The organism is Rouxiella badensis (assembly GCF_002093665.1).
GTDB classification, from domain to species: Bacteria; Pseudomonadota; Gammaproteobacteria; order Enterobacterales; family Enterobacteriaceae; genus Rouxiella; species Rouxiella badensis.
Window position 1 is genome coordinate 1 of the sequence record NZ_MRWE01000022.1, and the last position, 24,638, is coordinate 24,638.

A 24,638-nucleotide genomic window follows, 5' to 3' on the forward strand; every position below is an offset into this window, starting at 1 on the left:
AGAAAGGGTAATTCTGAGAGTGAAGGTTCCGACATTACTAACTGACGGTTGTATCTAATCTCGGGGGCAGGTCAGCTAGGCTAATAAGTGCCGCAAGCATCTTTCTCACGCTTCCAGCTCCTTTAAAATATTAAAACCTTGGTTCATTGAAGGAAACATACCTAGAAGGCTGCGGATTTTATTGTACGGGATGTAGTTAAAATTCTCAGTCAGCTTAGCCAGGGCGATAATCTCCCACCAGTATCGCTTAACCAGCTCCAGTGATAAGGAATAAGCACGGCCATAGAGCGCCTGGCATTCATCCTCTATGGCGCCAGATTGTCGGTGTTCATCCAAAAGCTTTTGGATATCCACAGCATCACCCCGGCCACTCTTTTTGAGTAAAATCTTAGGATCCTCATCACTGTAGAGGTGCTCAGCCATAACGCCAGCAAAGAGGATTATCATATCTACAAGAATATAAGTTCGCGCGTTGTAGGTATCATGAAAGCAGACAGCGCGGCAATCATCTGAAATTTTACCGCTGCTGCCTTTTGCAATACGAAACTCATCAGCCAGTGAGATTTCAATATTAATAGCGCCATTTAGCCAGGCCGCAACCGCATGTCCCGCCTCATGAACAGCCATGCTACGCTTCCATAAGGGTTTTCTGCTGAACTCAATAATCACGGCCTCACTCATCGTTTCATGCCCTCCAGAGCCTTGTCCATCAGCTGGCGGGCTATGACGTGAATTGATGGCGCCACACCGAGCTGTGAATGGGCGCGTTCCTGCTCCTGAATCTGCCGGATGGCGTCGATCTGGTGCTTACTGAGTAATACTGGTTTTACTGTCGATTGCCGCATTTCGTTACCCTCATGTTTTTATATACAGCAGTCATTGTAATTGCAAATATCGCAACAATGATGATCATTATTGCAAAAAAAGGGATAAATGATTTTATGGTGAGGATCGAATTTACTGATTGTCAGTTAAGGATGTTGCGTCTGCTAGTAGAGATCTCACTGCGTGCAATGATTATGCCCGTTAGGCAGAACATACGACTCCTGCCTATAGATAGCATATGGGCATTTTGAAGATGAATTTAGAACGTGAGGCCAGCCAGGATTAAATGCTGAATCCAGCTCATCTAATGGCACCGTCACGCATCTCCAGGGAACACCAGCCTAAATAATTTACATAACAGCCTCATGTCCCTGAATGTTTCTCATGTGCTCATAGAGCTTTAGATAAAACACTGAGAATTTATCAGGATGGCTGATGTAACTTAGCCAGGTTAGGATGATTCTCATGTGAATGGCTGTGTTGCGGCCACAATGCGTTTAAAAAATTAGAACCAACCCAGGATGGGATGTCTTCCAAGGATGCGCAACTGATAGAACATATTTTTTTGGTGAGGAATGAAGAGACGTTTGACTGGCGTTCATATGCAATCAGTCTGTTTAGTTTTTTAAAGTAATGAGTTAGTTGCCAGCAGATTAAGATAATTTCACAGCAGAAGGATCGGACATGACACAGTTTCAACTTGCTTTGATCGCTAGAGAGATTGATGGCGAGGTAATTCATCTTCGCACCAAAGATGGGTATATAAACGCGACAGCTATGTGCAAATCTGCTAACAAACTTTTAGCAGATTACACAAGACTTAAAAGTACCCAAGATTTTTTTGATGAATTATCAAGCGATATGGGAATTCCCATATCGGAACTAATTCAATCATTTAAAGGAGGCAGAGCGGAGAATCAGGGTACTTGGGTACACCCTGATATTGCAATTAATCTTGCCCAATGGCTATCTCCTAAATTTGCAGTTCAGGTTTCTCGCTGGGTTCGAGAGTGGATGACAGGAGAAAAAACTCCTGCTGAACTGCCTATCCATTTGAAAAGGTATATGGTGAATAGAGGTCGGGTACCTCACACACATTTCTCCATGCTCAATGAGTTAACTTTCAATCTCGTTGCCCCATTAGAGCAGGCTGGATACACTCTTCCCGAAAAGATGGTTCCCGATATTTCTCAGGGTCGAGTATTTTCTAAGTGGTTAAGAGATAACAGAAATGTGGAACCAAAAAACTTCCCAACTTATGATCACGAATACCCCGATGGTAGAACATTTCCGGTTAGGCTCTACCCAAATGAATATTTAGCTGATTTCAAAGCCCATTTCAATGAAGTTTGGCTTCCTGAATATGCGCCAAAATATTTTGCCGAACGTGATAAGAAAGCATTGAGTTTAATCGAAAGAATTATGCTTCCTAATCTCGATACTGATTGAGTCAACCACTAATCCTTATAACGACATATTCTCGACAGACATTGCCGGTGACTACACCGGCTTTTTTCCAGAAACTTACTGAGCTAACTCACCATTCCCCAACTAGAACAACAGTCATCTTTGAATGTTGATTAAAATTAGCAATCTGTTGGTTCAGTTTTGAAAATAAAATACATATAAATCAATAAACCTTTATCACTGAACCAACACTTAAACTACGTGCGTATAAAATATACCTTAATCTGGCTGGCCATCCTCAGGTAGAAAGTTCAACACGTACATGCGGATCTGTCTGCCCTCAATGACTCTTAAGCAACATTTTTACTACCTGAACAATAGAGTAAATCATCAATAACTCTGTCGATACAAGCGCGTAAATGATATAGCCCCACTTAGCCCATTTGGATTCAAAGTACACATTTGCATAACTGTGAATACGGGATATAACAAAAACAATCACAGCGAGCATCGAGGGAGTAACAAAGAGCGTGAGACCCAACAACCCCACCGTGGGGCCGCTTTGAACAATGTATGCTAGTGGAATGGCAAACAGAAAGGTTAAAGCGGCGTTGCCTAATAGCATGTCTTTAATTGAGTTTTCTATGAGCTTTTGTGCATCTTCTATCATTGAGTTCAGATCCATCGGTTAGAAATTTGCTTATATATAAGAAAAAGTAGGTCGGTTCGGTCGGGTCAGTCGGTTCAATTTTTTAATACTTTGATATTAATAGGTATTGATTGTCATTTTGAACCGACTTAGGGGTCGGTTCATCACTATGTTAAGTCGGTTCACTCCACCAGCTAGGAAAGGGATTTTTAAACAACGTTGGTTCAATCGGATTAAAGTCGGTTCAGGGTCGGTTCAATCTTAATAAATAAACACATACAAATCATGGAACTAAAAAATTGAACCGACTGACCCGACCGAACCGACCTACTTTTTCTCACATGAGAAATTAATCCTCACCGTCCTCGGGTAACATCAATACCACAAAGCGCGGCTGCTTCCCGTCTATGCGCAATGTTTTTCGTGTCACACCTTTGGCCGGCTTATCTAGCATCCCGGCATCAGCCAACACTTGCGCGAAAGCTGCCGCATTGGCACCTGTGGCAATTTCGTCGTTAAAGACTGCAGGGAAGGTGTGGAAGACCAACGTTTCACCGTCAGGTTTTTTTACCCGGTATCCGGCCAGGTCTTTTATAGGGAGATCACGCGGGTCGGCATTAGGGTGTGGCAAATAACGGCTGTACCCAAAACGCTGCAGGAATGATTCTGTCTGCTCTACCCACGCTTTCGACTCCCTGTTCCCCATGCCGAACTCATTTACCCATGCGTTAAAACTATGCTGGAGTGCGTCACGGCATTCCTGAGCATCCCAACCGGTAAGCTGCAGGGAAAGAATTAGCGCCCCTTCCAGCACGGCAAACCTCGAAGCGACGCGGCGCACTTGTTCGCTGGCCTCCTCGGGCAGCAGTCCCAGCCAGCGCCGTTCGGCAACCCGTACCGCTTCGGCTGAGGCCTCTTTCTGGCTGGCGAGTTGTTTAATCCATTCACGCCCCACGGCGCCATAATTCGATTTACTGGCATCCCGCATGGCATCTGCGTGAGATTTACCGTCTGGCAATCCGTGGAACACCATCGCTTTGCTGATCGGGACATTCAGCAATCGCACCAGTTGACCGGCATTCACTTTGCCCCCATCTGCCCGGATATAGCTTTCCATATCAATTTCACCGGTGCTGAATGCCATAGCCCGCCAGCGCTTTACATCACGGTTGCCGCCTTCTTTGGCTCCCTGGATCTTACCCACGCCATTGAACAGGGCATAGGCAGCATCTGCGACCGCGCGGCGATTGCTTCCCTGTCCTATTTCATCCAGAGGCATAAAACCATCATTGTGCGCCGCTGCCTCGTTCACTAACCCTAGCGCGGTTGAGTACCAGGTAAGTTTCAGTGCGTCAGGCTCACCGTAAACGGTACTGGCGGCATTACCGGTAGTCGTTTTACCTGCGGATGAACCACCAAACAAATGAACGCCGAAACCCTCAGCACCTGCAATACCGATCAACGGGGCGGCAAGCGCACAGGCAATGCCCAGCATCATTGATGGGTTGCCCTGCGCCAGCCTGGCAACGCTCTCACGCCAGCTATCAGCGGTTCCCTTCACGGTGTACCCTTTAGCCGCAGCGGAACGCCCATTGAAAAGGACGGGTGTAAGCGGCTCTCCGATAACCTCACCGTCAGACATGATATAAGCCCCGCACTGCCAGCCTGTTGCGCCAGCAATGGCCCACATCTCACGATTACCGCTAAGTTGCAGGTGATCGGCCAGAATCGCCCTTAGGCTGCTTTTTGCCGTGATAGACAGACCACCGGCACGAAGTTTTGCCCAGCCTTCACGCTCGCCTATATCGCGCATGGGTACCGCCTCAATACGGTTACGCTGATTGCCCTCCGGTTTCCAGCTCAGGACCAAATAACGCTCGCTGTCGTCTTCACCAATACCGACCACCGCCAGCGGAGAACTGAGCCAGCTTTCGTTATTGATGACATCGCCGGTTTCTTTATCAACCTTAGGTGATACCCAAAACACGCCGTCCTTACGGCTTTCCACTCGGGGCTTGAGGAGGTCATCTTTTTGCCCAGGCTTTTTACCGCCGTCGATGGCCTGTAGCTGTGGTTTCACGTTTGTACCCTGTGGTTGATATATCGAATCATGGAATGCCCGTGCCGCGGCTTGTACGCCGTTGTGCTGCCGGTAATCGTCCCAATCGGCTTTATGCTCTGTCGGTGGCAGCGATACGCCGCCAGCCACGGATAAAGCCGCTTTCTCAGCTTGAATGCGGCCGGTGTTAACTTTTGGCTTCCCGCGCTTATCCAACTCTCCTGGATAATGCCAATCATTGTCTGCCGCGATGATGATCCCCACATCGGGATGGCGGCGACGCATCAGCTCGGCCACGGGTAACTGATTACCGGCATCAATGGCGGCCACGGTGAGCGCATCGGGACGCATCAGGCTCAAGGTGAGGGCCGTTGCCAGCCCTTCGGTGATAATGATGCCCTGCGGGTGCTCAGGCGCGTTTACGGCGTGGTATGCCCCGTGCTTGGCTGAACCGAATACCAGATTTTTCACACCATTGGCGGTGATGGTCTGCGCGGCGGCAATGGTGCCGGACTCATTGACCAACGTCAGCAGCAGAGCACCGTCATCCATAATGGGGAACGGGAAGCCCGTCAGCCCTTTAGCGGTGAGGTATGCGCTTTCACCTGGCTGAGCCTGCACGGCCAATGCCTGATACTTGTGCTGAAAAGTTTGCCGGCGGCGTGCATCATCGGCTACGGATTGCTGGTGGCGCTCCTGCTCCCGCTGCTGGCGTTCGGTCACCAATTGCTCTCGCCGTTGGCTGGCTGCTTCGGGATTAATTTCAATTGCCCGGTAATCAATACCCATCACGCCCGCCAGTATCTGCGCCGCTTCGGTGGTATCGCAGTGATTCACCTTTTTCACCAGGTCAAGGCCGTCACCGGCACCACATTGGTTGCAGAAGTGGCTACCGCGTCCGTTGTCGTCGAATCGAAAGCGGTCATTGCCGCCGCATGCCGGGCAGGCCGCATGCTGCCGCGCAGACTTGGGCACGGTAATGCCCGCCAGTGACAGCACGTCAGGCCAGCGCCCGGCGGCGGCAACGGTAACTTCGCGGATGAGGTCAATATTTCGCACTTTTGTTACCCTCTTGCTTCGCCTGGATGAGTGCCTTTAATTTCTTCACTTTCTCCAATGGATTATTTTCCTGACACCAGGCCGTCATAGCGCCCGGTTTAACTGGAAAATAGGCACGATAGAAATTCTCCACCGGCGAAATGCAGGGATGTTCATAACCCTCACGGGTATAAGTCACCCGCCCGGGTGTCACACTGGAAATAATGATTTTCACGCCTGCGCTGGTTTGCCAAATATCGCCGGGGCGGATCTCAGGTCGAGCAGATCCCCCAGATATCAGCCTGGTATTTAATGGTTTCATTATTTTTATTCCTTGCAGTTGGCTTCTACACGATATCCGGCACGCTGGAGTAACTGCGTGAAAAGCTCGACGGAACCCACCATTTCATCTTCAAGCACAGGCTTGTTTGCAACTACATGGCCACCTTCTAAGTAAAGCAAAATCCGTCCGGAAAAATCAGATGAAAGGGGTAAATCAACGTTAATCATCGGGATCGAGTTATTCATGTGCACTCCCACTAACAGGCAAACGTGCGGCAAGAGACAAGATAAAGTGAGCGCACAAAATCAGGCGGGCTTCATGCTCGGTACTGGCCTCTACTGTGAGGCGGCAGGGAGTTGCCCGGCGATTAGCTCGATCCAGTGCTAAAAAGCGGTACTGAAATTTGGGGCGAGTTTGGGTATGCTGTGAGTCAGCCATAACTGTTACCTCATATAACGGTTTGGTAAGAGGCCCGGTTAGTGTTGACGCACTGCCGGGCTTCGCTATTTTGTGGATTACCTGTTCTTTACCTGTGGACAAGGTGAACACCACCAATGTATAACATGGTGAACACCACCTCAAGGCTTTTACGAATAATTTTCCTGTGTATACTGAACACCACCTAAAGACAGGAGCATCAGTAATGGCAACAGGTAGGAAAAACAATCGTTCACTACAAGTTTCAGTCAGACTTCCTTTGACTGACTTAGAAGAGATCGAAAAATTAAAAGACGAAGGCGAAAGCACGGCAGGTTTTTTGATAGCGGCTGCTAAAAGTGAAATCAAGCGCCGCCAGCGGCGTACAGCAAAAATAGAAGTAAATACAGACTGACTTGTATCTTCACCTCTGCTTGGAGCCGTGCCAGATACACGGCCCTGTTTTATGGCCTGGAAAAATTTACCGCCTCGCGTTGTAATGTCAGAAAAACCTTCCAGTCCTCGCACCCAGGCACCAAAATTAAATTCCATGTCAGATTTTGACCGGTTCTGAATGTTAAGTATTGTTAAGTTTCCAGCCAACAAAAAGGCTGCTTTCTGGGCGGCATTCATTAGTGAACCTCCAGCAATCTTGGCTGATACTTGCGCCAGAGTTCGGCCTCTTCTGCTGTAAGTCGGGCTTTTTCGGTCTTACAAGATTGAAGATCTGAACCGCGCTTACTGGCCTTGTGGATATAGGCTGCTTTGCGTTTGCTATGGTCATTCAGAAAGGCGAACGGCACGCCATATGCGCCAGTCTTACGAATAGATGGGATCACGTCGCGGAATACCCAGTTAGTGAACCGGTGAGCGAATGTGCCGGGCGTTGTGGCTTTACGGCTGCGTGCAATGAGTTTGTAAAATCCTGACTCTGCTACAACACCGTGATTTGGGTTGCCACGATTACCGTAGGTTAAAGCTACGGTATTCTTTTCGTCACCATCGAGGGATTTTAAGGCGTCGCGTGAGTTGGTAATTCCCAATGCCTCGCAAATGTCTTTAGCAACGAACCACGGCTCACCGTAAACATTCACGATGCGGACAGATTGACCTTCGAATTTAATCACCGAAATATCACCTTCATCAGCGTTGAAAATACCGTTCGGGCTGGTGGATGGCTGAGGGGTGGCCTCAGAAGTTAATCTGCTTTTTTCGATTTTCATTTGTTAGGCTCCGTTAGGCGGCGGTAAAGGCGTCTGGGTAGAGTGAGAGGATGTCGCTGATTTCAGCTTGTGATAGCCCACGATAGCCACCAGTAGCAGCGTTGCGGCTGACCAATTGGATTACTAGCATCACATCAGCACTGCAGGAGAAGCGATAGCGAAGATGTGAGCCGATGCCGTCTGTGTTCTTCTCGTCAATACGCTCAAGCTGAATATCAAGGCGGCGTTCCAGCTCGGTAGCGTAGTTACGCCCAGACGATAAGCGGCAATAGCGGAGAATGTCGTTTTCAGTCCAGCCCTCAACTCCAGTGCGCATCATGAAGCAGCGTGCGCGGTGCTTCTTTGGCGCTGGCTTGGTAATGGGAATTGCGGCATTAGCTTTGGTGCTAACCTGTTCGATAATGCCTGCCTCGCTGTGAGTATTTTTAGGCATTACAAAGTCTCTCCGCGACACTCCACCAGCCAGTGATTAATCTCTATCGCATCAAACGCCGAAACACGTTCTGATAACTTGATTGGCCGCGGGAGTGTGCCATTTTTAACCTTGCGCCATATAGTCGATTCGCTGATACCTAACAGCAAGGCCAAATTTTTTGGCCGGATCATGCCTGTGGTTGGGAGGGCAGATAGTGAGTGATTTTGTGCTTTCATAGATTGTTTTGCCATGTCGTAAAGTGTTATGGCAATACTAAACTCTTGATATTCATAATTTCTATTAAGAAAAGAATCTATTAAAAGAAATTGATTTTCTATTAAAATAAGCTATTTCCATTGAAAAAATGTAGCTTCCATTCCCATGCTATTTATTGTAATTCATTGTATTTAATGATTTATTTTTTAAGTGATGTACTTATTCGATACTTATTAAGTATCGAATAGATATCAATAAAATCCTTTAGTTACGAAAACCGTCTTCATCAAAAACTCAGTCATCGTTTGAACTTACAGAACTCAGTGCAAATTTAATTTTATTGTAGAATGTTGATTTCTTTATACCTTTATCTGAGATGTTCCAAGTGTTAGCCATCGATTCAAGGTCTGAATAAATTTCACTTATTTTTGGTTTTTTCGGTGACCCGTATTTCTTACTAGGATGTTTTTCAGTCAAAAGCATGATCAACAATGCCAGTGTTTTATCTGTACTTTTTTGCTCGTCGTTAACTCTGTGAGCACCTCTACCGGACTTCCTCGATTTTGACATCTCTTCGACGAGAGACCGGCCACCGAAAGCCAGCATTTTATTTTCCCAGCCATTTGAATTTAGGAGTGCAAGTATTGCTTCATCCACTCGCGCTATAACTTCATCTGGTGTAATGCCCTTACTGAGAAATTGATATGAAGCACCAAAAACATAATCAGCGTCTAACTCTTCTGAAATAGAAATTTTTCTTTCAGACAGGGTGCTGATATTTCTTAAAATTGCCTTCCTTATATCTTGGGCCTCCTCAGAAATTTCAGGCGGTAATTGCTTGGTTTTTGTATTTGGATTAATTCCATAAAGAGCGTTAACAACCTCAGTAATGGTAACGAGCCTTTGAGATGTCAGGCGTTCAAACATGTTTTTTCCAAGCAATTTCATTATTAAACCTGTTTAATTTTTAAAGGAGTAACGTTGTAATCATCACCGCTTTCCAATGCCACCAACAATTCTGCCCATTGTGCAAGAGCCGTTTTGCGCTCATCAAAATACTGGTGACGGTTATAAATCCCCTCAACCCCTCGAATGCGATGGTTTAGGCAACGTTCAGCCACAACCGGATCAATGCCTATAGCTGCTAGGTGCGTGCGAGCAGTGCGCCGAAAATCGTGAATGGTAAAATTTGGCACATCCGGTAGCTCGGCTCGAACTTTAGCCAGGGCCACTGGTAAAGTGCTTTCCTGAATGTGTGGGATCATTCTGTTTTGCATCTTCCTGGCTGGTAGTACCCATTTGCTGTTGCAAGAGAATGTGTGTAGCTCTCTCAGCCATCCAACTGCTGGTGGGGGTAAGGGAATGTCTATTGCGTCACCGTTTTTGCTGCGTTCCTCGGGTAAGTGCCATATTGCACTGTCCAAGTCGAATTCTTCCCAGCGCGCGGCGCACAATTCCATTTTGCGTACGCAAAGCGTCAGTAGTAATTTAAACGTGATTTCATTCTGCCGGCTAAACCCTTTTGCGGTCTGCATGCCGGCAAACAGGCGGATTAGCTCATCGCGAGTTAACCACCGGTCACGGCTCACCTCTTTGCCACCAGCATCGGACACCTCAAACGCCGAGCACGGATTAATTTCTAACGCATGCCGTTTGATACCGTAATCGAATATGCGTCGCGTCCAGCGGAGAACGTCAGTTGCTATGGTAGGCGCTCCGCGGTCAACGATAGCTTTGAGCATGTCGTCAATATGGCGCGGCTTCACGTCCTCAACTTTCATATTACCGACATGCGGGTTTATGTCTTTGTCGATGCGACGGCGCAATATATCCGGGTGTTTCCAGCGTGGCAGGATCTGGCGCTCAAAGTATTCAGAGGCCAGCTCTGAAACACGCATGGCATTTTTCTCAGCCTCTATCTTCGCTAAGGCTTCGGCCTTCCGCTCCTGTTTCTCCCCGGCTACGTCATATCCCAGTGAAACACGTGCTGATAGCTCTTTGGCCATTTCACGGGCTTTGGACAGTGATATCTCAGAGTATGAACCCATGAGCATGGCGCGGGACTTCCCCGAGAACTTATAGCGAAAACGCCATGTAGGTGATCTGTCTGCTTCTCTGTGTCGCAGGTACAGCCCATTGCCATCTGCCCGGCCTTCGAAACGCTCCCCGGCCTTTATCCACGCCCGGATCTGCATGTCTGTAAGTTTTGCCATAACGACTACCTAAACATTGAATAGGGGGGTGTACCCAAAGTGATGTACCTAAAACGCTTTGGGTACACCTTTGTGTACATCATAATCATGCGCTTTAATGCGTCTTTATGATAGCTCCTGATAATAAAAAAGCCCGCCATATGGCGAGCTTATTGGTTTTTTGCGTCTTTGTGATAGTTCCTGAATGTTTACTCGATATTCTGAATCTGTTCTCGCATCTGCTCGATAAGCACCTTCAGCTCGATGGCTGAGGTGGTCACGTCAGAATTAATAGATTTGGACGCCAAGGTATTCGACTCGCGGTTGAACTCCTGCATCATGAAGTCTAGACGGCGGCCAACGGCTTCCTCTTTCTTGAGGATTTTATGCGTTTCTTTAACGTGAGCCTCGAGACGATCGAGCTCTTCGGCAACGTCAACACGCTGCGCCATCAGCACCAGTTCCTGCTCCAGACGGTTGTTTTCAAGCTGAACCTGCGCGTCTTCCAGTTTGCTGACCAGACGTTCGCGCTGCCACAGTAAGACGTTTGGCATCTGGGCGCGGACCTTCACCACTTCGGCACTCACGCCATCAAGGCGTTGCTCAATCAGGGTCTTCAGTGACGCACCTTCGCTTTCACGGGCCAGAATAAAGTCGTCCAGCGCGCGGTCCAGCGCAACCAGCAGCTCATTGCTGATAGCATCCAAATCTTGCTCTTCGGCAACCATCACGCCCGGCCAGCGGAGCACGTCCAGCGGATTAATCTCGCCTTCATCGCTCTGCATCTTGACCCATTGCGCGGCTTCAACCAGCTGTTTAGCCAGCTTTTCGTTGAGCTGCAGGGTGCCCTGCGCGCTAGGGTCGAGGTCGAAACGAAGGTTGCATTCCACCTTGCCACGCGTCAGACGGGCGCGAACGCGTTCACGAATAACCGGCTCCAGACTGCGAAACTGCTCGGGCAGACGGATATAGGTTTCAAGATAACGCTGGTTAACGGAGCGAAGTTCCCACGCTGCGCTTCCCCAGTTACCCTTGATTTCACGTCGGGCATAAGCGGTCATACTACGGATCATGTCTGTGTACCTGTTAATGTAAAGATGCAAGGATTATAGCCTCGCTGCACCCGTCATGATAGGCATTACCTCACGAAGCCCGTATAATGCGCAGCCATCTATGATTTGCGAGCCGGAGAATTACCCCATGCGTCCAGCAGGCCGAAATGCACAACAAGTGCGCCCACTTACCCTGACCAGAAACTACACAAAACACGCTGAAGGTTCTGTTTTGGTTGAATTTGGTGACACCAAAGTCCTTTGCACCGCGACTGTTGAAGAAGGGGTTCCTCGCTTTCTGAAAGGTCAGGGACAAGGTTGGATCACCGCCGAATACGGCATGCTTCCGCGTTCTACCCACAGCCGTAACCCGCGTGAAGCGGCGAAAGGCAAACAGGGTGGCCGTACTCTGGAGATTCAACGTCTGATTGCCCGCTCTCTGCGTGCGGCGGTTGATCTGAAAAAACTCGGTGAGTTCACCATCACGCTGGACTGCGACGTCCTGCAGGCTGACGGGGGTACGCGTACTGCTTCAATCTCAGGTGCCTGTGTTGCACTGGCCGATGCCTTAAACGCACTGGTCGCCGCGGGCAAACTCAAAGCTAACCCGATGAAAGGTTTAGTGGCTGCGGTTTCCGTTGGTATCGTAAACGGTGAAGCGCTGTGCGACCTGGAATACGTTGAAGACTCCGCCGCTGAAACCGATATGAACGTGGTGATGATGGAAGACGGTCGTATGATCGAAGTCCAGGGCACCGCAGAAGGCGAGCCGTTCAGCCACGAAGAGTTGCTGAGCTTGCTGACCCTCGCTCGAGGGGGTATCGATACTATCTTCCAGGCGCAGAAGGCGGTTCTGGGAGAGTAATTATTTAAGGCGACTTTATTTTTAAGTCGCCTTTTTTGTATATGGCCCTCAGGCCAGTAAGAAGATTAAAGAACACGAGGAAAAGCACCTATGAAAGCCTACCAGCGCGAGTTTATTGAGTTTGCACTGAACAAGCAGGTTTTGAAATTCGGCGAATTTACCCTGAAGTCTGGCCGTATCAGCCCCTACTTTTTTAACGCAGGCCTGTTTAACACCGGTCGCGACCTGGCTTTGCTCGGCCGTTTCTACGCCGAAGCCCTGATTGATTCAGGCATCGACTTCGATCTGGTGTTTGGCCCGGCTTATAAAGGCATTCCTATCGCGACCACCACCGTTGTGGCGTTGGCCGAGCAGCATGAGCGCGACGTGCCTTACTGCTTTAACCGCAAGGAAGCAAAAGACCACGGCGAAGGCGGCACGTTGGTAGGCAGCCCGTTGCAGGGTAAAGTCATGTTGGTAGATGACGTGATAACCGCCGGTACGGCAATCCGTGAATCGATGGAAATTATCAACGCGAACAATGCATCTCTGGCCGGTGTGCTTATTTCTCTGGACCGTCAGGAACGCGGCCGTGCCGATATTTCGGCTATTCAGGAAGTTGAACGCGACTACGGCTGCAAAGTGATTTCTATCATCACGCTGGCTGATCTGATTGATTATCTGGAAGAGAAGGCGGAGATGGCTGACCATCTGGCAGCGGTTCGCGCTTATCGCCAGCAGTACGGCATCTAATTGCGTCTGAAAAGGATGCAAAAGAAAAGGGCCAATGGCCCTTTTTTGCTTTATGTCTGTGACGTTGAGGCTATACCAGCTGCGCGGCAATCAGCGGCCAGCGGGTGTCGAAGTCCTGCGTCGGGCGATATTTGAATTCCGAACGGACAAAACGCGACAGCAGCCCTTCACAAAATGCCAACAGCTGGCTGGCGAGCAGCGTTTCGTCGGTGCTGAATCCGCTACCTTCGCGCATTTTCTTTTCGCGTAAGACCTGACGTAGCTGAACTTCAATACGCTCAAAAAGCTGATTAATGCGTCCCTGCAAGCGGTCTTGTTCAAACATTAACGCATGCCCGGTCATAATACGGGTCAGGCCCGGATTACGTTCAGCAAAACCCAGTATCAGCAGAAGAATGAGACGAAGCCTATTTAGGGTCTCTTTCTCATCCTGCAGGATAAGGTTGATTCGGGTGATCAAACTGTCTTCAATAAACTCGATCAGACTGTCAAACATCCGCGTTTTGCTAGGAAAATGGCGATAAAGTGCAGCCTCGGAAACGCCGACGTTGGCGGCAAGCTTGGCCGTAGTAATACGCTGGCTGCCATCGCTGGACTGAAGCATTTGTGCTAACGCCTGCAAAATCTCCTCGCGCCGGTTCCTTTTAGTATTTTCTTTTTCTGCCATGTCTGAATAGACCCTTGCTAAAAACGGCTCAAATATATTAAAAACCGAACAATTGCCGCGTAATCGAGAAATTTCGCGGCTTATTGAACCTTGGTCTTTCGCGCAGCAACGGGCGATGCCCTGCTATTCAAAAGCGGTGGGGTATCATTGAGTTTTTATTGTATCGGTTTGATATAAATAAGGATCTGTTCAATATCCTGCGGCCCTGCACCGCGATGTTGAACAGATTCTTACTGGCGTCCTGAGTGACCAAAGCCACCTTCGCCGCGTTCGCTGCTGGTAAAGTCTTCAACCAGATTAAATTCAGCCTGCACAACAGGAACGAATACCATCTGGGCAATGCGCTCGCCTGGCTCAATGGTAAAAGTGGTTTGACCGCGGTTCCAGACTGACACCATCAGTTGCCCCTGATAATCGGAGTCGATGAGGCCAACCAGGTTACCCAATACCACACCGTGCTTATGGCCCAGACCAGAGCGTGGGAGGATAACTGCAGCCAGATTGGCATCGCCGATGTGAATGGCAAGGCCGGTAGGCAGCAGGGTGGTTTCGCCCGGACGCAGTTCAACTGCGGTATCCAATACGGCGCGTAAATCTAAGCCTGCAGAACCCGGTGTGGCATAAGTCGGTAAAGGAAATTCCTTACCAATGCGCGAATCAAGAATCTTAATGTCGATTTTTTTCATCATAACGGCTGACAATCTCGTTTAGTAAAGCCTGGCCAAGCTGCTGTTTATCGCTGAGAGGTAAACGCAGATTTCCATTTTGCCAAAAAAGATGCAAAGCATTGGTATTGCTATTAAAACCATGCCCGGCAAGTGATACATCATTTGCGCAAATCAGGTCGAGATTCTTCCTGATTCGTTTCTGTTGGGCGTATTCTTCCACATTCTGGGTTTCGGCGGCAAACCCAACAACATACGGCCGATGTTCTTTCATGGCTGCAACCCCGGCGACAATATCAGGGTTCTTGATCATTTTCAGAGTGATTTCATCACCCTGTTTTTTAATTTTTTCATCGGCAATCGCCATAGCACGATAGTCTGCCACCGCCGCGCAGGAGATAAAAATATGCTGTGAGGCGACGCTATTGTTGACCGCAGCCTGCATTTCGAGCGCCGTGGTGACGTCGGTTCTTTCAACGTTTGCGGGCGTTGGGAGCGTGACTGGACCGCTAATGAGCGTCACCTGAGCACCACGCTTGGCGGCGGCCTCTGCGATGGCAAAACCCATTTTCCCAGAGCTGTGGTTGCTAATATAGCGGACTGGGTCCAGCGCTTCCCGGGTGGGACCTGCGGTGACCATAATCTTAAGATGCTGCAGGTCATGGCGTGGCGCAAAATGCTCACCTGCCATCGCGACAATCACCATGGGATCGAGCATGCGGCCCGGGCCTACGTCACCGCAGGCCTGGCTGCCTTCATCGGGACCCCAGACAAGCGTGCCACGTGCCACAAGCTGTTGCAGGTTTTCCTGCGTGATGGCCGCGCGATACATTTGCTGGTTCATTGCTGGAACCACTGCGACCGGCGCAGCCGTGGCCAGGCAAATCGTGGTCAGCAGGTCGTTCGCCATGCCAGCGTTAACGCGCGCCAGCAGATCGGCCGTTGCGGGAGCAATAATGACGAGGTCGGCCCATTTGCCCAGTTCGATATGCCCCATCGCGGCTTCTGCCGCGGGGTCGAGCAGGGAGTCCGACACGGGATAACCTGAAACGGCCTGAAGGCTAAGTGGCGTAATGAACGCTTTGGCGGCTTCTGTCATGACCACGCGCACTTCTGCCCCACGGTCACGTAAGCGCCGTACCAGCTCGGGTGCCTTGTAGGCGGCGATACCACCGCTGACGCCAAGCACAATATGTTTGCCGGAAAGTCCCGTCATCGTGATTGTCCGATTGTAAGTCCAAAGAGGCGGTATTTTAGCATAATGCGCATTCATGACAGCTATACGCTTTCGTTATTAGCGATGCCTTTGCTGAGTTTTGCGAGACGTATCCCAGGGCTAAATCGCAGAGAGTCCTGTGTTTATCGAGCTGTGCAACAATCCTGACTCACAAGGAGTGGAGGATGAAAAGGCACAATAAAATCTGGAGCAGTGGGACGGGGCCGAGAGAAAAACTGATCGAGTTTGGCGCCTCCAGCCTGTCTGACTGCGAGCTGCTGGCGATATTTTTGCACACCGGCGTACAGGGTATGAACGTAATGGCACTGGCCGAAAGCCTGGTAGAGCACTTTGGGTCGATTTATGAGATTTTAAGGGCGGACTACGCGTCGATTGTCGGGCTTCACGGCATGGGTGCAGCAAAATATGCCCAGCTTTCTGCCGTGACCGAGCTGACTCAGCGCCGTTATGCGGGACAGCTGGCATGTGAAAATGTGCTGCTTAACCCCGCTATAACCCGCCAATATTTGCAGAATATGCTGTCGCATCGTGAAAGAGAGGTCTTTTTGGTACTTTTTCTCGACAATCAACACCGTGTTATTCGCCATGAGGAGATGTTTGCTGGTACCATTAGCAGCGTCGAAATTCATCCGCGTGAAATTGTGCGCGAAGCGATGAAGGTTAATGCGACTGCGCTAATTCTGGCGCATAATCATCCATCCGGCAAAGCGGAACCCAGTTTTGCGGATAGAAGGGTAACCGAACAGATAATAAAAACGTGCCAACTGCTGGACATTCGCGTACTCGATCACTTCGTGGTTGGGGGGGGTGAAACGGTCTCTTTTGCCGAGCGCGGTTGGCTTTAGACGTATTTTTTGAAGATCCTTAGGGATCTTTAGCTGTTCGGGACTTGAGCACTTACGCTCTAGAGCGTATACTACGCCACCTTTGAGAATCTTGGGTTTGGCGTTAAGAGCCTATCTCAGCAGGTTTCAATACCCGAAAGCATCTTGAATGCAGAAGGTTATGCCTGATGATTTATGGTTTTTACCCGACGACAGTGAGTCGGTTCTCAGTGGAGTTTGCTGAGATGGGCTCTCAAAGCCTGACGAGGCGGCCATACCCTATACGAAGCTCGAGCTGATTTGATTTTTGGAGAATAGACACATGTCCCGAGTCTGCCAAGTTACTGGCAAGCGCCCGGTGAGCGGTAACAACCGTTCCCACGCAATGAACGCGACCAAACGCCGTTTTCTGCCAAACCTGCATTCCCATCGTTTTTGGGTTGAAGGTGAGAAGCGCTTTGTAACTCTGCGTGTATCTGCTAAAGGTATGCGCGTGATTGATAAGAAGGGTATCGAAACGGTCCTGGCCGAAATTCGTGCCCGTGGTGAGAAGTATTAAGGAAAGGAACTGAAACATGGCTAAAGGTGTTCGCGAGAAGATCAAGCTGGTTTCTTCTGCTGGTACTGGTCACTTCTATACCACCACGAAGAACAAGCGTACTAAGCCGGAAAAATTGGAACTGAAGAAATTCGATCCAGTTGTCCGCCAGCACGTGATCTACAAAGAAGCTAAAATTAAATAATTTTAGTGGATTAATAAAAACCCGGCCCCGGCCGGGTTTTTTTATACCTGCGATTCCCCCTTCGTCATTGACGCTGTAGCTTCGTTGGCTACATTCATTCACCCCAGCCACTTACCTGTGTAAGCTCCCGGGGACTCGTTCATTTTCCGCCTGGCTACAACTCCAATTACCTTGGGGAAAGCTTTTGTGTTTGAAGCATTAGCTGCGCTATTAAGCCCATCCTTAGGCTTCCCCCCTTTTGGGCCGCTGCAAGCAGCGTTCAAATTTGCTCCCGGCAGATTTGTGGCTACACTACACCGCACATTAACGGTCTCAGGAATTATTCATGCCAGAACTGCCAGAAGTTGAAACCAGCCGCCGGGGTATTGAGCCTTATCTGGTGGGTCATACCATTTTGCACGCCGTGGTGCGTAACGCCAGGCTGCGCTGGCCGGTCTCTCAGGAGATTATGGCGCTTAGCGATCAGGTGGTTATCAGCGTTCAGCGCCGCGCCAAGTATCTTCTGGTCGAATTGAAAAGCGGGTGGATTATCATTCACCTCGGCATGTCGGGCAGTCTGCGGGTATTGACAGAGGAAACCGAGCCAGCCAAGCACGATCACGTAGATTTGGTGATGGATACCGGCTATGTGCTGCGCTATACCGACCCGCGTCGTTTTGGTGCCTGGCTGTGGTGTCAGGACCTTGAAGGCAGCAGCGTCTTGTCTCATCTGGGGCCTGAGCCGCTCAGCGAAGCATTCAACGCCGACTATCTCCGTGAAAAATCCCTCAAGAAGAAGTCGCCTATCAAGCCGTGGCTGATGGACAACAAGCTGGTGGTGGGGGTGGGAAATATCTATGCCAGCGAATCGCTGTTTGTTGCCGGAATATCCCCGGACAGGCCAGCTAACTCGCTCTCACTGGAAGAGTATGGCCTGCTGGTATCAACGATTAAAGCCGTACTGCTGCGTTCAATCGAGCAGGGCGGGACCACGCTGAGAGACTTCTTGCAGTCTGACGGAAAGCCGGGTTATTTCGCTCAGGAGCTGCAGGTTTATGGTCGCGCCGGTGAGGCTTGTCGCGTGTGCGGTACGCCGATACAAAGCAGCAAACACGCGCAGCGCAGCACCTTCTTCTGCCCTCGATGTCAGCGTTAATCTGCTGCTATCTTCTCGAGCAATGCCTGAGTGATAGGCTCAGGCAGGAAAGGCGTGATGTCCCCTCCATGTCGCGCCACCTCTTTCACCAGAGAGGACGAAATAAACGACCACTCTTTTGAAGGCATAAGAAACACGCTTTCCAGCGTCGGCATCAGATGGCGATTCATGCTGGCAAGCTGCATCTCATATTCAAAATCTGACACTGCGCGCAGCCCACGTACTAACACGTTGGCGTTGTTTTCCTTGGCAAAGTTAGCCATCAGCGAGCTAAAGCCGATGACCTCGACGTTGGCGAGGTGAGAGGTTGCCTGACTGGCCAGCGCCACGCGCTCTTCCAGCGTGAACAGCGTCTTCTTGTGCGGACTGGCCGCAATTGCCAGAATCACCTTCTCAAACATCAAGGATGCGCGGGTTACCAAATCCAGATGGCCATTGGTCAGCGGGTCAAACGTCCCCGGATAGATTGCCTTGGTGCTCATAATGGCTCGCTTTTTTGCAGTTGATGGCTGAACGCCCAAAGGGCGGCATACTTGTTAAAAGTATACTGTGCATTCACGCTGGCGAGAATCAGCCCTTGTTTACCGTCGAGGAAACCGGCGCGCAGGATCCAAGTTTTGAAGAAAGCTCCCAAAGTATGGCTGATGATTGAGAAGTAGCTACAGCGTTTACCCTGCTCGAAGCGCTGCTTTGCCCAGGCTTCGGCATAGTTCATCTGTTTGCGCTGAAAGGCAAAGAAGTCGCGACAGGTGAGGTGCAGCAGATCGCCCTTGAGGTCAACAATCTCTGCCCCTTGGAAGTTTAACGATTCATGAACCAAATCATCGTTATAGCGATACTTATCGGCCTTATACAGGCGATTGACGCGGTCGGGATACCAGCCGCTATGACGCATAAAGCGTCCTAAAAACAGGTTACGACGGCCAAGGCGGTAAACTTTATTGGCATCCGGCTGTTGCAAACAGGCTTCGATAGACTGACGCAGTTCGGGAGAGACCCGCTCATCGGCATCGATCATCAAAATATAGTCACCGGTGGCATGGTCCTGCGCGATTTGACGCTGCTTGCCGAATCCTTGCCAGTCTTTATTTTCAAACACCTTGGCGCCAAGATGACGAGCCAGCGACGGAGTGTCGTCGCTGCTGCCTGAATCGAGAAGGACTATCTCATCTGCCCAACTGACTGACTTCAGGCAGTCCTCCAGCAGCGAAGCTTCATTTTTGGCGATCAGCACCACTGACAGACGTTTTTGGGCAGACATGGGATTTAGTGACTCCGAGGGGGAAGATAGGGCTCCATCAGCTGCAGCAGGCGCTGAAGCGCACCCTGATTTTGACGCAGTACCTCTACCGCGTGGCGACCATAATAAAGACGATAGTCTTCATCGGTCAGCAGCGTTGAAATTTCTTTAACCAATGAGGCGCTATCGTTAACGGTAATCAAACCGTCGGCCTGCGCGAGCTTGGCGCAAATATCTTTGAAGTTGAAGGTATGCGGACCCATCAGGACCGGTATAGCGTGTGCCGCCGCCTCAAGCGGGTTATGGCCGCCACGCTCTACCAGACTACCGCCCACGAAGGCGATGTCGGCAATTCCGTACAGCAGCATTAGCTCACCCATAGTGTCGCCAATCACAACCTGCGTTTGCGCGGAAGGGACTTCGCCACTGCTGCGTTGAATAAAGCTCATACCCGCCTTCTGGGTTAATTCACAGGCCACCGGGAAACGTTCAGGATGGCGTGGTACCAGAATCATCAGCAAATTAGGGAAGGTTTTCAGCAGTTCACGGTGAGCTGCGAGCAGAATCGCTTCTTCACCATCGTGGGTGCTGGTGGCTATCCATACCTGACGACGAGATGCCCATTGGCTGCGCAGCGTCAGTGCGCGAGCGGCCAACTCTGGGGTCACCGAAATATCGAATTTCAGGCTACCGGTCACTGCGAGATGAGAGCGCTTGAGGCCAAGAGAAATAAAGCGCTCTCCGTCTTCGGCATTCTGTGCGGCAATTAGGGTGATTTTGCTCATCACCTTTTTGATAAATTTGCCTAACTTACCGTAGCCTTTTGCAGAGCGTGCCGAAAGGCGCGCATTGGCGATAACCAGGGGAATGTCGCGTTCATGCAGGGCTGAAATCAGGTTCGGCCACAGCTCGGTTTCCATGATGATGACCAGCTTCGGACGAACCTGATCGAGAAAGCGCTCGATGGAACCGGGCAAATCATAAGGCAGATAAACGTGGCTGACGTCCTTGCCAAATGCAGACACAGCACGCTCTGAGCCGGTAGGCGTCATGGTGGTGACCGTGATCGGCAGGGAGGGATAGCGATGGCGTAGTGCCCTGACTAAAGGGACTGCCGCGAGCGTTTCACCCACGGAAACGGAGTGCAACATAATGCCGTCCGCCACGACCTTACCTTTGCAAAATCCATAGCGCTCAGCCCATCTCTTACGATAGAGCGGTGCTTTCCGACCACGCATCCAGAGACGAACCCAGATAATTGGCTGGATGAGGTAAAGAAGAACGGTATACAGCGTTTGTAACATAATATCCGTAAAATCTAAGGGTAAAGGCAGAATTCTAAGTTTTAAACCAGCCTAAAGCTATTGTTTATTCGCTAACTCAGCATATTGCTCGCAGATAGGCTGAATGCCGTAATGTGTCAGCTTCTGCGGGTCGATATAAGGCGGATTGGTGTAAATATCTTTAATCTTTTCAGCCAGTGATGCGACGCTTAAGTCTGCGAGCCCGCGAGCGAGTTCACCGCTAAGAATTTCTGCGGGTCCGCCCGGGCAGCGGGTGCTAACCACCGGCGTATCGAGCAGCAGAGCCTCAACCAGCACGTTGCCAAACCCCTCGCTATCTGAGCTTAAAATCAGCTGTTGGGCATGGCGAATATAGGGATAGGGATTGGACTGGAAGCCCTTGAAAATAACCCGTTCGGCGACGCCAAGCCGTTTTGCCAGCGATTTAAGCTTTTCCGTTTGCTCTGGCTTGCCCTGACCCAGCAGGACCAGTGGAGCCTGGACCCCACTTTCTGTGTAAGCCTCAATTAACCTGTCGTGACGCTTGTTTTCATGAAAGCGCCCCACGTGAATCAGGTATGGCTCTCCTGCCAGCTCGCAAGGTTGTTCAGCCGCGGCATGAATCGCTTTAATATCAAAGGGGTTGTAAATCACCTCAAGACGCGATGGGCTGAGGCTAAACTGCTGCCGAATGTCGTCTGCAACCGCATGCGAGACGGCAACGATATTGCGACGCTGGTAGACCGCTTTAATCTTGCGCTGTTTCATCCAGCGATCGAAGCCGGTGCGATGCCCAAGGTAGGAGGTCGAAAACATACCGTGCAGACAGAACCAGACTTTGGTGGCATCTAGCACGTTACTTTTAGCCACGATACGGTCGGTTTTATGCAGGTTCGACAGTACCAAATCAAAATCACCGGCCTTACGCAGTGCGTCGTCCAGCTGACCCGCGCGACGTGAGAGCTCGGTCAACTTGCGCCACGGCTTACGGTTCTGGTCTTTAATGACTACATACACCAGGCCTTCCGGCAGCGGATACTGGCAGACGTCGCGCAGTGAAAATAATGACACTTGATGCCCCTGACGCAGCATACCTTCAGCCAGCGTCAGCACGACCTTTTCGGCCCCGCCGCCCGGAAGTCCGTCGATAATAAACAGAATGCGCATATCAGCCTACCAGCTCTTGGTACAGTGAGATAAGTTGGGACGAAAGCCGCTGTGGCGTACAGTCGAGGATCCGCTCGCGCGCTTTCTCGCCTTCGCTGGAGCCCAGCGCATGTTTTGGCAGCGCCATTACCGCCTGTTGCAGCGCCGTTACGTCGAGCGCATCACACACGTAGCCGTTCACGCCCTGAACAATAAACTCTGAGCCGCCGCAGGTCGGTGTGGTGATGATTGGCAGCCCACACGCCATGGCCTCTAGAATCACGTTAGGGAAGGGGTCGTAGAGCGTTGGCAGCAGCAGACCGTCGGCCATTTGATAGAAGGCCAGCGTTGAGGTTTGCATGCCGAAGAAATGTACCCGATTTGCGTAGCCTAAAGTTGCACAAAGCGCTCTGTATCGTTTTTCGTCTTTATCTTTACCCACCACCAACAGATGGCGATCGGTATTGGCGATGGCTTTTATTGCCGCATCCAGGCCCTTACGCTCAAAGCCTGAACCGACATAAATCAGGCAGGTTGCATCGGCAGGCACTTGATATTGCGCACGCAGGGTGAAGCGTTCTGCCTCGGTTGGCGGCAAAAATCGCTGTGCGTCGATAGCGTTGTAGATGACGCGAATCTTGTCGGCAGGCACGCCAAACTCGTTGATGATTTCCTGCTTGACCATCTCGGCGTTGCAAATCACCGCCTTTAGCTCGGGAGCGGAGTACATCTGCTGCTCGGCCTGCATGACATAACGATGGTAACGGTCGCCGAAAAGTTGTCTGGCTTTCCAGGTCGGCAGGACGCGCGCACGTTGCTCGAGCCAGCGGCGGTGAACGCCGTCACCGGCGCGATACAAGTCACAGCCCGGAATGCGCTCATGGCTCTGTACTAAATCGAAATCTTCTTTTTGCCACAGGCTGCGGGCCGCGTTGGCAAAACCGCGTTCGCGGCTGATACGCCCGAGTTTCCACGGATCGCAGATGTGCACCTTCCAACCCGGTTTGACCTCACCCTGCCATTGGCGGGTAATGACGTTTAGCTCAAGATCCTGATTTTCGAGGGCTTCAAGCGCGCGGGATACGAAGCGTTCCGCGCCACCGTCTGGGCGGTATTTTTGGCGCACTAGCGCCAGTCTAAAATGCTTCACGGGAGTAACCTTTCTGCCGCATCGATAACTGCCTGAGTGGGAATGGCATCAAGGTAGCGTTCGGATGTATGGGTGTCGATATCGTCGGGATCGGGCAAGGGGCCGAAATCACCGGCCCAAATGACTTCGCCCTGAGCCTGCCACGGTTTCCAGAAGGTCAGCTTTGACGGCCCAAACAGCGCAATCAGCGGCGTTTGCAGTGCGGCCGCCATGTGCATTGGCACGGAATCGACACCGATAAACAGGGCGGCTTTATCGATAAGCGCAGCCAGTTGACGCAGGGTCAATTTTCCGGCCAGTGAGGTGACGTTAGCCTCAGGGCAGAGTGTGAGAATGTTGGCGACCATCTCAAGCTCGCGTTTGTCCGGCCCGGCAGTGACAACAATCGGAAAACCTTTGGCCGAGAGGGCGCTGAAGGTGGCGGCCATCTTCTCTTCGGTCCAGCATTTGAAAAACCAGCGAGAGGTCGGCTGAACCACAATAAATGGAATCTTGATTCCATTGTCATGCAGAAGAGCGTTAACGGCCTGTTCATCCTGTTCTGAATAGCTCATGGTGGCCTGACTTACCGGCGAGACGATATTCAAGGGTTCGAGAATAGACAAGTTTTGCTCGACGGTATGCTGCTTACCGTGATTTGAGGTACTGACCAGCTGGGTATGGCAGAATGGCCAGACTTTACCGCGACGCTTAGGGAAAGCAAATCCCAGACGCACAGGCGCGCCCGTTAGACGTGTCACGATGGCGCTGCGCCACTGGTCGGCAAGGTTGACCACCAGGTCATATTTGCGCTTCATCAGTTGGCGGGCCAGTTTGACCTCATGGCCCATATGCGCACGCGCACCCTGTTTTTTCCATTGCCTGTCGATGGTAAATAGCTGATTTAATGCCGGATGGCTTGCCAGCATATCGCGCGTTTCGAGATACACCAGCATATCGATTTCGGCATCGGGATAGTGCTGATGAAGCGTATTGATAACCGGCGTGGTCAGCAACATATCGCCGTGATGACGCAGTTTGATAATAAGGATACGCCGTGGCGAGTTGAGAATTTTGGTTGCTGAGGCCTGAGTCATCTTTATTCGCTATTCAAGAATTTAAGGAGTGATTCTAAAGGAGCCTGAAGAATGTGGCTACTCTTCCAGACCGTTCTTGCTATAGGTCGAAAAATATCA

General features: G+C 50.6%; 29 protein-coding genes. 7 read left to right on the plus strand and 22 right to left on the minus strand.

The features are described from left to right. Nucleotides 1-105 precede the first annotated feature (105 nt). Together BS640_RS13615 and BS640_RS22135 are read right to left on the minus strand one after the other, a co-directional pair. Complete coding sequence (locus BS640_RS13615; RefSeq protein ID WP_084912757.1) at nucleotides 106-681, minus strand: hypothetical protein; 576 nt, start codon at nucleotides 679-681, stop codon at nucleotides 106-108. Beyond that, nucleotides 678-845, minus strand: coding sequence for a hypothetical protein (locus tag BS640_RS22135; RefSeq protein WP_169713497.1), 168 nt, complete (start codon nucleotides 843-845; stop codon nucleotides 678-680). The genes BS640_RS13615 and BS640_RS22135 overlap by 4 nt, the downstream gene beginning before the upstream one ends. Before the next feature lie 664 nt (nucleotides 846-1,509). On the opposite strand from BS640_RS22135, the gene BS640_RS13625 reads away from it, so the two are divergent. Next, on the plus strand, nucleotides 1,510-2,274 hold the full coding sequence (locus tag BS640_RS13625) for a KilA-N domain-containing protein (RefSeq protein ID WP_084912759.1): 765 nt from the start codon (nucleotides 1,510-1,512) through the stop codon (nucleotides 2,272-2,274). 298 nt (nucleotides 2,275-2,572) lie between these two features. On the opposite strand, the gene BS640_RS13630 is transcribed toward BS640_RS13625, so the two are convergent. The 11 genes from BS640_RS13630 to BS640_RS13680 form a co-directional block, all read right to left on the minus strand. Next, nucleotides 2,573-2,902, minus strand: coding sequence for a hypothetical protein (locus tag BS640_RS13630; RefSeq protein WP_084912760.1), 330 nt, complete (start codon nucleotides 2,900-2,902; stop codon nucleotides 2,573-2,575). Nucleotides 2,903-3,230: 328 nt separating this feature from the next. Beyond that, the gene (locus tag BS640_RS13635; RefSeq protein ID WP_084912761.1) at nucleotides 3,231-5,999 is read right to left on the minus strand and encodes a TOPRIM and DUF927 domain-containing protein; all 2,769 of its coding nucleotides are present in this window, start codon (nucleotides 5,997-5,999) and stop codon (nucleotides 3,231-3,233) included. After that, nucleotides 5,986-6,300, minus strand: a complete 315-nt coding sequence (locus tag BS640_RS13640; RefSeq protein ID WP_084912762.1) for a DUF4222 domain-containing protein — start codon at nucleotides 6,298-6,300, stop codon at nucleotides 5,986-5,988. The genes BS640_RS13635 and BS640_RS13640 overlap by 14 nt, the downstream gene beginning before the upstream one ends. Before the next feature lie 5 nt (nucleotides 6,301-6,305). Then, entirely contained in the window at nucleotides 6,306-6,506 is a 201-nt protein-coding gene (locus tag BS640_RS13645) for a hypothetical protein (RefSeq protein WP_084912763.1), read from the minus strand. Beyond that, complete coding sequence (locus BS640_RS22375) at nucleotides 6,499-7,311, minus strand: host cell division inhibitor Icd-like protein (RefSeq protein ID WP_420916431.1); 813 nt, start codon at nucleotides 7,309-7,311, stop codon at nucleotides 6,499-6,501. Before BS640_RS22375 ends, BS640_RS13645 begins: the two co-directional genes overlap by 8 nt. Then, complete coding sequence (locus BS640_RS13655; RefSeq protein ID WP_084912764.1) at nucleotides 7,311-7,901, minus strand: BRO-N domain-containing protein; 591 nt, start codon at nucleotides 7,899-7,901, stop codon at nucleotides 7,311-7,313. The genes BS640_RS22375 and BS640_RS13655 overlap by 1 nt, the downstream gene beginning before the upstream one ends. A gap of 13 nt (nucleotides 7,902-7,914) precedes the next feature. Then, complete coding sequence (locus tag BS640_RS13660; protein WP_084912765.1) at nucleotides 7,915-8,334, minus strand: hypothetical protein; 420 nt, start codon at nucleotides 8,332-8,334, stop codon at nucleotides 7,915-7,917. Then, the gene (locus BS640_RS13665; protein ID WP_084912787.1) at nucleotides 8,334-8,552 is read right to left on the minus strand and encodes a helix-turn-helix transcriptional regulator; all 219 of its coding nucleotides are present in this window, start codon (nucleotides 8,550-8,552) and stop codon (nucleotides 8,334-8,336) included. The genes BS640_RS13660 and BS640_RS13665 overlap by 1 nt, the downstream gene beginning before the upstream one ends. 274 nt (nucleotides 8,553-8,826) lie before the next feature. Further along, a complete protein-coding gene (locus BS640_RS13670) occupies nucleotides 8,827-9,480 on the minus strand; it encodes a hypothetical protein (protein WP_084912766.1) in 654 nt (217 codons plus the stop codon). Between the two features lie 2 nt (nucleotides 9,481-9,482). Next, nucleotides 9,483-10,745: a tyrosine-type recombinase/integrase gene (locus BS640_RS13675; protein ID WP_084912767.1), complete on the minus strand. Its 1,263-nt coding sequence runs from the start codon at nucleotides 10,743-10,745 to the stop codon at nucleotides 9,483-9,485. Nucleotides 10,746-10,933: 188 nt separating this feature from the next. After that, nucleotides 10,934-11,797, minus strand: a complete 864-nt coding sequence (locus tag BS640_RS13680; RefSeq protein ID WP_017493291.1) for a YicC/YloC family endoribonuclease — start codon at nucleotides 11,795-11,797, stop codon at nucleotides 10,934-10,936. 127 nt (nucleotides 11,798-11,924) lie between these two features. On the opposite strand from BS640_RS13680, the gene rph reads away from it, so the two are divergent. After that, complete coding sequence (gene rph / locus BS640_RS13685) at nucleotides 11,925-12,641, plus strand: ribonuclease PH (RefSeq protein WP_017493292.1); 717 nt, start codon at nucleotides 11,925-11,927, stop codon at nucleotides 12,639-12,641. 90 nt (nucleotides 12,642-12,731) lie between these two features. Further along, nucleotides 12,732-13,373 carry an orotate phosphoribosyltransferase gene (pyrE, locus tag BS640_RS13690; protein WP_017493293.1) on the plus strand — a complete coding sequence of 214 codons (642 nt, stop codon included), beginning with the start codon at nucleotides 12,732-12,734 and terminating at the stop codon, nucleotides 13,371-13,373. 70 nt (nucleotides 13,374-13,443) lie between these two features. On the opposite strand, the gene slmA is transcribed toward pyrE, so the two are convergent. From slmA to coaBC, 3 genes are all read right to left on the minus strand, one after another. Further along, entirely contained in the window at nucleotides 13,444-14,040 is a 597-nt protein-coding gene (slmA, locus tag BS640_RS13695) for a nucleoid occlusion factor SlmA (protein ID WP_017493294.1), read from the minus strand. A 230-nt stretch (nucleotides 14,041-14,270) separates the two neighbouring features. Beyond that, nucleotides 14,271-14,729, minus strand: a complete 459-nt coding sequence (dut, locus tag BS640_RS13700) for a dUTP diphosphatase (protein WP_038328240.1) — start codon at nucleotides 14,727-14,729, stop codon at nucleotides 14,271-14,273. Continuing rightward, nucleotides 14,707-15,921 (minus strand): bifunctional phosphopantothenoylcysteine decarboxylase/phosphopantothenate--cysteine ligase CoaBC, encoded by a 1,215-nt coding sequence (coaBC, locus tag BS640_RS13705; RefSeq protein ID WP_084912768.1) that lies wholly within the window; start codon nucleotides 15,919-15,921, stop codon nucleotides 14,707-14,709. The genes dut and coaBC overlap by 23 nt, the downstream gene beginning before the upstream one ends. A gap of 185 nt (nucleotides 15,922-16,106) precedes the next feature. Here coaBC and radC point away from each other — a divergent pair, with 185 nt between their 5' ends. The 4 genes from radC (at nucleotide 16,107) to mutM (ending at nucleotide 18,644) form a co-directional block, all read left to right on the plus strand. Then, on the plus strand, nucleotides 16,107-16,787 hold the full coding sequence (radC, locus tag BS640_RS13710) for a RadC family protein (protein WP_084912769.1): 681 nt from the start codon (nucleotides 16,107-16,109) through the stop codon (nucleotides 16,785-16,787). Between the two features lie 301 nt (nucleotides 16,788-17,088). Further along, complete coding sequence (rpmB, locus tag BS640_RS13715; protein ID WP_005164747.1) at nucleotides 17,089-17,325, plus strand: 50S ribosomal protein L28; 237 nt, start codon at nucleotides 17,089-17,091, stop codon at nucleotides 17,323-17,325. 16 nt (nucleotides 17,326-17,341) lie between these two features. Beyond that, nucleotides 17,342-17,509 (plus strand): 50S ribosomal protein L33, encoded by a 168-nt coding sequence (gene rpmG, locus BS640_RS13720; protein WP_004392084.1) that lies wholly within the window; start codon nucleotides 17,342-17,344, stop codon nucleotides 17,507-17,509. A gap of 325 nt (nucleotides 17,510-17,834) precedes the next feature. Next, complete coding sequence (gene mutM / locus BS640_RS13725) at nucleotides 17,835-18,644, plus strand: bifunctional DNA-formamidopyrimidine glycosylase/DNA-(apurinic or apyrimidinic site) lyase (RefSeq protein ID WP_084912770.1); 810 nt, start codon at nucleotides 17,835-17,837, stop codon at nucleotides 18,642-18,644. On the opposite strand, the gene coaD is transcribed toward mutM, so the two are convergent. The 6 genes from coaD to rfaQ are packed head-to-tail and all read right to left on the minus strand — an operon-like array spanning nucleotide 18,641 to nucleotide 24,539. Continuing rightward, nucleotides 18,641-19,126: a pantetheine-phosphate adenylyltransferase gene (gene coaD / locus BS640_RS13730; protein WP_017493298.1), complete on the minus strand. Its 486-nt coding sequence runs from the start codon at nucleotides 19,124-19,126 to the stop codon at nucleotides 18,641-18,643. The genes mutM and coaD overlap by 4 nt on opposite strands. Then, entirely contained in the window at nucleotides 19,123-19,905 is a 783-nt protein-coding gene (locus BS640_RS13735; RefSeq protein WP_084912771.1) for a glycosyltransferase family 2 protein, read from the minus strand. The genes coaD and BS640_RS13735 overlap by 4 nt, the downstream gene beginning before the upstream one ends. Nucleotides 19,906-19,910: 5 nt before the next feature. Beyond that, nucleotides 19,911-21,188 (minus strand): lipid IV(A) 3-deoxy-D-manno-octulosonic acid transferase, encoded by a 1,278-nt coding sequence (waaA, locus tag BS640_RS13740; RefSeq protein WP_017493300.1) that lies wholly within the window; start codon nucleotides 21,186-21,188, stop codon nucleotides 19,911-19,913. A gap of 57 nt (nucleotides 21,189-21,245) precedes the next feature. Then, nucleotides 21,246-22,334, minus strand: coding sequence for a glycosyltransferase (locus BS640_RS13745; protein WP_084912772.1), 1,089 nt, complete (start codon nucleotides 22,332-22,334; stop codon nucleotides 21,246-21,248). A 1-nt stretch (nucleotide 22,335) separates the two neighbouring features. Then, a complete protein-coding gene (locus BS640_RS13750; RefSeq protein ID WP_084912773.1) occupies nucleotides 22,336-23,463 on the minus strand; it encodes a glycosyltransferase family 4 protein in 1,128 nt (375 codons plus the stop codon). Next, nucleotides 23,460-24,539, minus strand: coding sequence for a putative lipopolysaccharide heptosyltransferase III (rfaQ, locus tag BS640_RS13755; RefSeq protein ID WP_084912774.1), 1,080 nt, complete (start codon nucleotides 24,537-24,539; stop codon nucleotides 23,460-23,462). The genes BS640_RS13750 and rfaQ overlap by 4 nt, the downstream gene beginning before the upstream one ends. Nucleotides 24,540-24,638 lie beyond the last annotated feature (99 nt).